The following is an 8,519-nucleotide window of genomic DNA, read 5'->3' as shown; positions in this document are numbered from 1 at the left end:
CTTCCTTCAACCAGTGCCTTTACGTTCTCAAGAGGGGAATTTGGAGCAATACCACAGCCAGGGGCAACTACAGAGATTCCGTCATCCAGGGCTTTTTTAACCTCTTCTTTTACCTTTTCAGGAGTTCCACTGAGTATTGTAAAAGGACTGGATACATTACCAACAAGTGTAGCGCGTCCTTCAACTGTTTTTTTGGCTCCCTTTACATCCTTTACCTTTTCCTCGATACTCAAGCCTTCAAATTTACAATCTGCCATCATATCAAGGATTGGTGTTACATTTCCACATACATGCAATATTTTTACACAATCAACAGCTTCTGCAAATTTTGCAAGACAGGGTTTTAGTGTATCATTGAATGTGGTTGGATTCATAAGGTCAGGAGAAGCCACCGGGTCTGCCACACATATCATATCTACTCCACTATCAAGAAGGATATTGGCATATTCGATACATGCATCAGTGGCAAAATCAAGGATGGCCTTAAAGTCATCAGGCTTCTTGATAGACCATTTCATGAATTTCTTGACACTGGCAAGATCTGAGGCCAAAGTAACCGGTCCTTCCATTCCGGCTATAATCGGCACATCTTCGCCTACACTACCCCTCACGATGTCCGTAGCTTCAACGACTGCCGGAATCCTGCCCAGTTCAGCCAGGTTATCAGGCATTTTGAGATCGTCAACTCCTTTTTTATAAGGATGTTCTGTTATTGAGGGTTGCCTGTTTTGGGTACCCATGTTCACTTCACAACCCATGGCCTCGGCCAGGACTGTTAGGCAAAATGGATATCTTACAGCTTCCAAACCGGCTTCAGTATGGGATGCCAATGCCAGTTTTGCCATTTTGGAAGCATCTGAATGAGCTTCGGGCCAGGATGCACCGGTCATTTCCATGAGCTCTACTGTTGCAGTCTGTGTAACAGAGGCAACCGGGGCTTTGTCTACAGACTCGCCCTTTAAAGCATTTGTTAATCTGTTTTTTTGAGTCAGTTCTGACATACTTTCAACACTCCAATCTATGAGTATGTGCCTTATCTAAGGCACCTTATGATCAATTAATTTTGCAATTTTATTATATATAAAGGTTTTTATCTCTTATATGTTACATATATAGGTTTTGCAAATATCAATTCATAGATGAAGAATTTATATTATCAATAAACATGTTTTTTGCTACTTATTTTTCAATACTATTGTCTGTATATTAGGTACTAATAGATAAAATGTAGTAAAAATACTTATATATTATAGTTAAAATCAACGTCTTATAAACTAATATATAAAAATAATTGTAATTACAAATCGACATCATGTAATTGATAAATATAAAATGCTTATTGGTACCGATTATTTATCAAACGAAATATTAAAGTTCAATCTCTTTCAAAGAAGAGGAATATCTTTATATATCAGTAAACTCGAAAGCAACAATCAACATAAAAATAAAACATCATAGCATAAAATACTAATATGAAACAATATTTTTGTTCTTGATGATATATTCCAGAAGGCAAATCTGGCAGGTTGGGAAAATACTTCTCCTCCTATTATTTTTATGCATAACAATAAATCCGGCCGGATGTGCAACATTTATTGAAGCAGGAGATACAAATAATCCTGATGGTGTAGTGGTACTGATAGTTGATGGTCTTGGCAACGGATACATAAATCCTGAGTTGGATGTAAAAGCAATCGATGGTTCCATTCTCAAAAAACCCGTTTTGTCAAATCTTCCAAAAATATATAATCAGGCTGCGATTTTCGATTCTGTTTATGTCCCTAAACTGAAAGGTAATAGCGGACACAATGTTATCATGACAGGTAACAGGGATGCAGATGACACAATGGTAGGTTATGATAATGCCAGTATTTATGACGTTGTAAAGAAACATGGATACCTGACAGTTGGGGTACTGGAGAGAGGGGACTCCGAAGAAGTAGTTGCAGAAAATGACCTTGTTCTCCATGACACAACCAATTCCATAAATGAACCTGTAATGCAGATTTCGACATCCGAAAATAAGGATATAGATCATCCCCTTCCACTTCTTACAACAGAGTTTGAGACACACGCGTCCCGGGCACTATCCAGGGTGGAAAATACGCCTTCCGGCACAATCCAGAGATATTATACCTACAATAAATTAGCCCTGGATGCTGCAATGGATTCTATCAATATCCTTGAAAAGGAAGGCAGGGATAGAAAATACTTCATAACCGTCAATATTGCCGCACTTGACACAGCAGGACTCTACAGGGGCTATGAAGGTTATAGCCAGTGTATTGAAAACCTTGATTCCCTGATCGTGCCCCTTTATGAAACATGTCAGGAAAACAATCTGGCACTGGTTATCACGTCTGACCATGGTATGGCATTTCCTGATGCTGAATCAAGAGGTGGGGCAAAATCAGAGAAATATGCCTCTGCAAATGAGGTTCGCAATGTGCCATTGATAATTTTGTCCCCCAACATTAAACAACAACGAATTCAGGAAACGATTGGCCAGGAAGATGTAGCACCAATTCTGTTGAGTACGCTTGGCATTGCGGATAGGCCTGCTTTTTGCGAGGGAAAGGAAAAAAACCTGAAAGAATATGCAGTGCTAAAAGTCGTGTCACCGGGAATTACCAGCATGAAACTTAGCAGTAGTGGTAAAGAAGTTTGTTCTGGAAGCAATGATTCCATGTACTACATAACCGGTCTGGAGAAAAATAAACAATACACCCTGGAAACAGTAATTGATAGCAGTGGTGAGACGTACAAGGATACACTATCTATCGAGAACGATAGGGTAATTGAAATAAAGGAAAAAGATGAAAATCAGGACTCTACTACTTCTCCGGAAAACAACATGCACCTTGTGGGAGGGATTTTGATAGGAGTTATTAATCTCACAGGTCTGACAATGATTTTCAGGATAATGCGCAATTGATAGTTTTAAGGGATTTGGAGACATCTATCTATATGCTAGTTTATCACAAATTATTTTAAATATCAGTACTCTATAAAAGTCAATGAAAATCGGCATTTTGGGGCCTGAAAGTTCATATTCCGAAAAAGCTGCAAATATATGGAAAGCACATCTTGGAACTAATCCGGATATTTCATATCTGAAGGATATTTCAGAAGTATTTGAGACCCTTCAGGATAATTCCATAGACTATGGTGTTGTCCCAATAGAAAATTCTATAGAGGGATCTGTCGGTGTTACTCTTGACCTGCTGCTGGAGCATGAATTTTCAATCATTGGGGAAGTTGTGGTTCATATCCATCACTGCCTGCTTTCAAAGGGGAAGAAAGAGGATATAAGAATAATTCTGTCCCATCCTCAGGCACTGGCACAATGTCGCCATTTCATCCGGAAGAATTATACGGATGTGGAAATCAGGACTACAGGTAGTACTTCACATGCTGCCAAACTTGCAACGGAGTTTTCGGAAATGGCTGCCATTGCTTCCAGAAAAGCGTCTGAAAGTTTCGGGCTTGACATTCTTGCAGAAGATATACAGGATTGGAAACCTGATCTCACCCGGTTTGTAGTAATTGCCAGAAAGCAAGACAAGCGAATTCAAACCTGTACACATGACTGTAAAACTTCAATTATTGTCTATCTTGACAGGGACCACCCGGGTGCTCTCTATGAGATGCTGGGGGAACTTGCTACAAGAGGGATCAACCTGACAAGGATTGAATCACGCCCTTCCAAAATGTCCCTGGGAGATTATGTGTTCTACATCGATATGAACGGCAGTACAAAAGATCCCAATGTAAAAGAAGCACTTGATAGCTTGAATCAAAACGTTTATATGTTAAAGAATCTGGGTTCCTACCAGAGTTACATGGAAGAGTGAAATTCAATGACCGGGGCAGAGGATCTTGAACAATTCATTCATCGGCAGGAAAATGCTGTTCGCAAATACCGGCGGTTGTTTAAACTGGCAGAATTTGTCATCCTGACCCTTGCCATTTATACTATCCTGCTTTTGATAAATATGGAAAACGCATTTGGACTGGTAAGAGCACTGGAATTATATGCCGATAAAAGTTATGATGTTGCTTCATTGACAATTTCATTTTCAACTATTGCACTTCTTCTTATTTCAATTGGAATTTCCCTAATAATAACTTTGCTGCTCTATAGAAGAGAAAAAAACACTTCAGTTATCTTACTGGCAGAAGAGAAATATCCGATCCTGAAAGAAAGGCTCAGGACAGCCTACGATAACCGCAATCTGAACAATGTTATAATCAATGATTTGATTTATTCAGTACTGGAAGGTACAAAGGAAATTCATTCATCTGCTTTTCTTGACAGGAAAAAACTCAAGGTCGTATTTATCCTTTTGATTTTCACTATCTCGGCCCTGGGTATAGTTATATATTCGGATTTTCGCACAGACATAACTCCCGAAGGAATGAAAGAAGTAATCGACAACATCCCCGGGATTCCCGGTAATGATAATACCCCTGAAGATTATTTCCCTTCTGATGGAGAAGGAGATGAGGCGGGAAAGGAAAATATTACAGGTGAACCTGTGGTAGTCGTGGTGGAAGGTGAAGAAGTGGACCTGAGTATTCCACCAGGATCGGAATCCGGCTTTACACCTACCGGACAGGAAGATGAAAACCAACCGAAATTCAAACCCTCTTCTTCATACGAAGTCGGACAGATGACTGCTCCGGCTTATCGTGAAGAATTTCCGGAAGGGTATGAGCCAATCATAAAATCATATTTTGAAGAATTAACCAGATAATGTAGCAGGAGTAATTATATGGACAAAAGTTCTCAATCAGGTGAAACGGATATCTACCGTAATACCAGTGATATTTTTACCAATCTTTTCAATGAGATTTCAAAGGTAATTGTAGGACAGAAAGAAACAGTGGAACAGATTATTGTGTCTATCCTGTGTAATGGGCATACACTTGTGGAAAGTAATCCAGGTCTGGGAAAAACCCTTACAATATCCACAATTGCAAAGGTTATGGATCTGACATTCAGTAGAATCCAGTGTACTCCGGATCTGATGCCTGCAGATATTACAGGTACTCATATTATAGAGGAAAGCGGCGGGCACAAGGAATTTAAATTCGAAGCCGGACCTGTTTTTGCCAATATCGTGCTTGCGGACGAAGTAAACAGGGCATCCCCTAAAACCCAGTCAGCTCTGCTTGAAGCAATGCAGGAAAAACAGGTGACTGTTGGGAATGATACATTTATCCTGGACAAACCCTTCCTTCTTCTGGCAACCCAGAATCCCATAGAAATGGAAGGTACATTCCCTCTACCCGAAGCCCAGCTGGACAGGTTCTTGCTCAAGATCCTGCTGGATTACCCCTCTTTTGATGAGGAAAAGGAAATCGTGCGCCGTTACACCATGGTGGACATACCTGAAGTAAACCGGGTTCTCAAGAAAAGTTCGGTGCTGGAACTGCAACGCCTGACCCGGGAAGTACCGATTGCTGAGGACATAAAGGCCTATGCTATCAAAGTCGTCATGACAACACGTAATTGGAAAGAACACCTCGAATACGGTGCTTCCCCACGTGCCTCTATAGGATTGATACTTGCAGCCAAGGGCCGCGCACTTATTCACGGGCGTAATTATGTAAGCAAGGAAGATGTGGATACAATGGCTTATCCAATACTCAGGCATCGTATAATGCTGACATTCGAATCCGAGCGCAGAGGTATTACTCCGGACAAAGTTATTGATGAGATCATCAAAAGAACTGAATGAACTTTCCCAAAAATAACAAAGGGCCTCTTCAATGACTGAAAAAAGACATAGCATTGATGTTAGTTTCCTGAAGGAACTTGACAGGTTTTCCTTTATGGTACGCAAGCGCGTATCCAGTGTGTACGCCGGTAGCCGTCGCTCAATTCACAGCGGAAAGGGACTGGATACCAGAGGATACAGGGAGTATCACTGGGGTGATGAACCAAGGACTATTGACTGGAATGCCTATGCACGTACCGAAAAACTCTATGTAAGGGAATTTGAGGAAAGTAAATCCCTGACAAACCATATCCTGCTGGATGCAAGTAACAGCATGGAATATTCATCAGACGGGCCTACCAAATTCGAATATGGGGCGATGCTTGCTATCGGGTTTGCTTATCTTGTAACAAAAGATAATGACAAATTCGCAATTTCCACATTTGCCACCAATGTTAGCTTCAGTCAGCCAAAACGTGGCAGGAAATACCTGCTCAGAGCTATCGACAGGCTGGCAGAAGCAGAAACCGGTGGCGAGACCTCCATAGAGGAATGCGTGAAACAGTATGAAAAAGCGATACGTTCGCGTTCCCTTGCAATAATAATTTCTGACTTTCTGGATGATCCAAAATCCATTGAATCCGCTATATACAGGCTTTCAATCCATGAACTTATTGTAATACAGGTAATGGATAAAACTGAAAAGGACCTACAAATTGATGGTCTGGCAAAATTGACTGATATGGAAAGTGGTGAAGAATTGCAAACCTATGTCAGCAAGAATTTCCAGAAGAATTATCAGGAATTGCTCAATGAGCATGTCTACAGGATACAGCAAGCCTGTGATCATGTAGGTGCGGATTTTTACCAGTTTTCAAACGATAAACCAATCTTTGAGGCTTTCCTTGAAACACTGAGCAGCAGGAGGCGATGGTAATACCCTTTGATAATACAATGGCCCTTGCCGCTCTTGCAAGTGTGATCCCCTTAATAATAATTTATCTTCTCAGGCCCAAACCTGTCCAGCTCAGTATACCTTCCCTGATGTTCTTAATGCAGGTGGAAAAGCAGAAAAAACGTTTTTCATCGATCAGGAAATTTCTGAAGGACCCACTGTTTCTTATCCAGTTACTTGTACTCATACTGCTTTCCACAGCTGCAGCAGCGCCATTTTACACTTCACAGGAAGAGCTGAGTGATGAACATACTGTAATTGTCATTGACGCCTCCGCAAGTATGCAGGCAGGCAATCGGTTTGATGATGCAACACGCCTGGCTGAAGGATATCTCAGCAAGAAGAACAGTATAATACTGGCCAAAAGCAGTCCGGAAATTGTTGTTGAGAACACTGATTCATCGCAAGCATCCGATGCGCTTGAAAATATCGAGCCCAGCGACACGATAGCTGATATTTCTGGGGCAATGTCCGAAGGTATGAGACTCCTTTCGCAGAGAGGCGGTACAATGGTTGTGCTGTCCGATTTTGCCAGCTGGGAGGGAGAAGATCCGGTATCTACAAAACAGCTTGCCCAGTCCTATGGGATTGACACTGCTTTTGTTGATGTAGGCTCAGCAGTGGGTAATGTGGGAATCATAGATGGTTGGATAGGCATCGAAGATGGTAATTACGTGTATACCTGTGTTGTCAAGAATTATAATGACTTTACCGAAAGGGTTGATGTAGAAATTGAAAACCCGGCTGGTTCAGTAAAGCGCTCTCTTAATGTGGGACCCTCGGATACAGCCCAGTTTCGTGTGAATCCCCTTTCTTCGGGGGTTACATCAATATCAATCGCAGATGAGGATAATTTGCCTGCAGACAATAATGCATATGTTGTAATTCCAACCCAATCGGATACGAAAACTTTGTTTGTTTCGGATGAAGGGAAGTTACCATCAAAAATTGCTCTTTCTACACTGGCGTTTGTGGATATTTCTACGGCCGAGGGCATTCCTTCTTTCACCGATGATTACCGGATAATGGTCATCGGGCTGAAAAACCGCTCCCTTGCATCCAACGAGGTAGAAAGGCTTGACAGTTTCCTGAACAATGGCGGCCGGGTAGTGTTTATAGCCAGCCAGATGCTTGCAGGCGGCAATGCCACAGACCAGTTCCAGAGCATGCTCCCGGTTATACCCGGTGATGTGGCTGAAACACAGAATATCCTGGGTATCGATCTGGAAGTTGTCCAGTCCTCAAGTCTTACCGATGATGTCAAATTCAACGAGATTGCCATGTATAAATATCTCAATGCCACACCGCGCAATGATGCAACCGTTCTGGTTGCAACCGAGCAGGGAGACCCTTTACTTGCCCACTGGTCTGTGGGAGACGGGACACTGGTATATTTCGGCTTCAATGATGAATTGGGTGAGCCGTGGAACAATTTCCACAACCTGCCTGAATACCCGGTGCTCTGGGCACGGCTTACAGCCTGGCTCGGTGGCAGTGGGGATATAAGTGATTATAACCTGGAAACCGGAGATGTCACATCCCTTGCCCGGGAAATGACAGTACAGACACCTACCGGTACAATAACCACCCAGAAGGTATTGTTCGAACAGGTCGGGACATATAATATCGGAGGACGCACCGTGGCGGTCAACCTGTACAGTGACCGTGAATCGGATACTACCAGGCAAGGATCAGAGGTAATGGAACGTGTTTCAGACCAGAACAGGGACAGTCCAGATATCGTCCGCCAGGATAGTTATGAGGCAAAGAACTATCTGGACAATTACCTGATTATACTGGCTATCCTACTGGCAATACTTGAAATCCTTATTATACGCAAC

At 42.1% G+C, this 8,519-nt stretch carries 7 protein-coding genes; 6 read left to right on the top strand and 1 reads right to left on the bottom strand.

All coding sequences use genetic code 11. From position 1 onward, the window contains the following. Positions 1-1,001: methylcobamide:CoM methyltransferase MtaA (mtaA, locus tag A9957_RS07700; RefSeq protein ID WP_292343770.1), on the bottom strand; the 1,001-nt coding region annotated here is incomplete at its 3' end. Positions 1,002-1,495: 494 nt separating this feature from the next. Between mtaA and A9957_RS07695 the strand changes: the two genes are divergently transcribed. From A9957_RS07695 to A9957_RS07670, 6 genes are all read left to right on the top strand, one after another. Then, complete coding sequence (locus A9957_RS07695) at positions 1,496-2,935, top strand: sulfatase-like hydrolase/transferase (protein WP_096711377.1); 1,440 nt, start codon at positions 1,496-1,498, stop codon at positions 2,933-2,935. Between the two features lie 82 nt (positions 2,936-3,017). After that, positions 3,018-3,854 carry a prephenate dehydratase gene (gene pheA / locus A9957_RS07690; protein WP_096711378.1) on the top strand — a complete coding sequence of 279 codons (837 nt, stop codon included), beginning with the start codon at positions 3,018-3,020 and terminating at the stop codon, positions 3,852-3,854. A 6-nt stretch (positions 3,855-3,860) separates the two neighbouring features. Continuing rightward, entirely contained in the window at positions 3,861-4,757 is an 897-nt protein-coding gene (locus tag A9957_RS07685) for a hypothetical protein (protein ID WP_096711379.1), read from the top strand. Between the two features lie 18 nt (positions 4,758-4,775). Then, positions 4,776-5,744 carry a MoxR family ATPase gene (locus A9957_RS07680; protein ID WP_096711380.1) on the top strand — a complete coding sequence of 323 codons (969 nt, stop codon included), beginning with the start codon at positions 4,776-4,778 and terminating at the stop codon, positions 5,742-5,744. A 31-nt stretch (positions 5,745-5,775) separates the two neighbouring features. Further along, the gene (locus A9957_RS07675) at positions 5,776-6,660 is read left to right on the top strand and encodes a DUF58 domain-containing protein (RefSeq protein ID WP_096711381.1); all 885 of its coding nucleotides are present in this window, start codon (positions 5,776-5,778) and stop codon (positions 6,658-6,660) included. Further along, on the top strand, positions 6,654-8,519 hold a 1,866-nt coding region (locus A9957_RS07670; protein ID WP_292343768.1), incomplete at its 3' end, for a BatA and WFA domain-containing protein. The genes A9957_RS07675 and A9957_RS07670, both read left to right, overlap by 7 nt.

The sequence above is a fragment of the Methanohalophilus sp. DAL1 genome (genome assembly GCF_001683555.1).
GTDB lineage: Archaea > Halobacteriota > Methanosarcinia > Methanosarcinales > Methanosarcinaceae > Methanohalophilus > Methanohalophilus euhalobius.
This window is presented reverse-complemented; position numbering and strand designations above follow the sequence as displayed.

Excerpts from the sequence above, each read along its gene's own strand:
- A9957_RS07695 (WP_096711377.1), top strand. The coding sequence starts at position 1,496 with ATGATATATTCCAGAAGGCAAATCTGGCAGGTTGGGAAAATACTTCTC.
- A9957_RS07680 (WP_096711380.1), top strand. The coding sequence starts at position 4,776 with ATGGACAAAAGTTCTCAATCAGGTGAAACGGATATCTACCGTAATACC.
- pheA (WP_096711378.1), top strand. The coding sequence starts at position 3,018 with ATGAAAATCGGCATTTTGGGGCCTGAAAGTTCATATTCCGAAAAAGCT.
- A9957_RS07685 (WP_096711379.1), top strand. The coding sequence starts at position 3,861 with ATGACCGGGGCAGAGGATCTTGAACAATTCATTCATCGGCAGGAAAAT.
- A9957_RS07675 (WP_096711381.1), top strand. The coding sequence starts at position 5,776 with ATGACTGAAAAAAGACATAGCATTGATGTTAGTTTCCTGAAGGAACTT.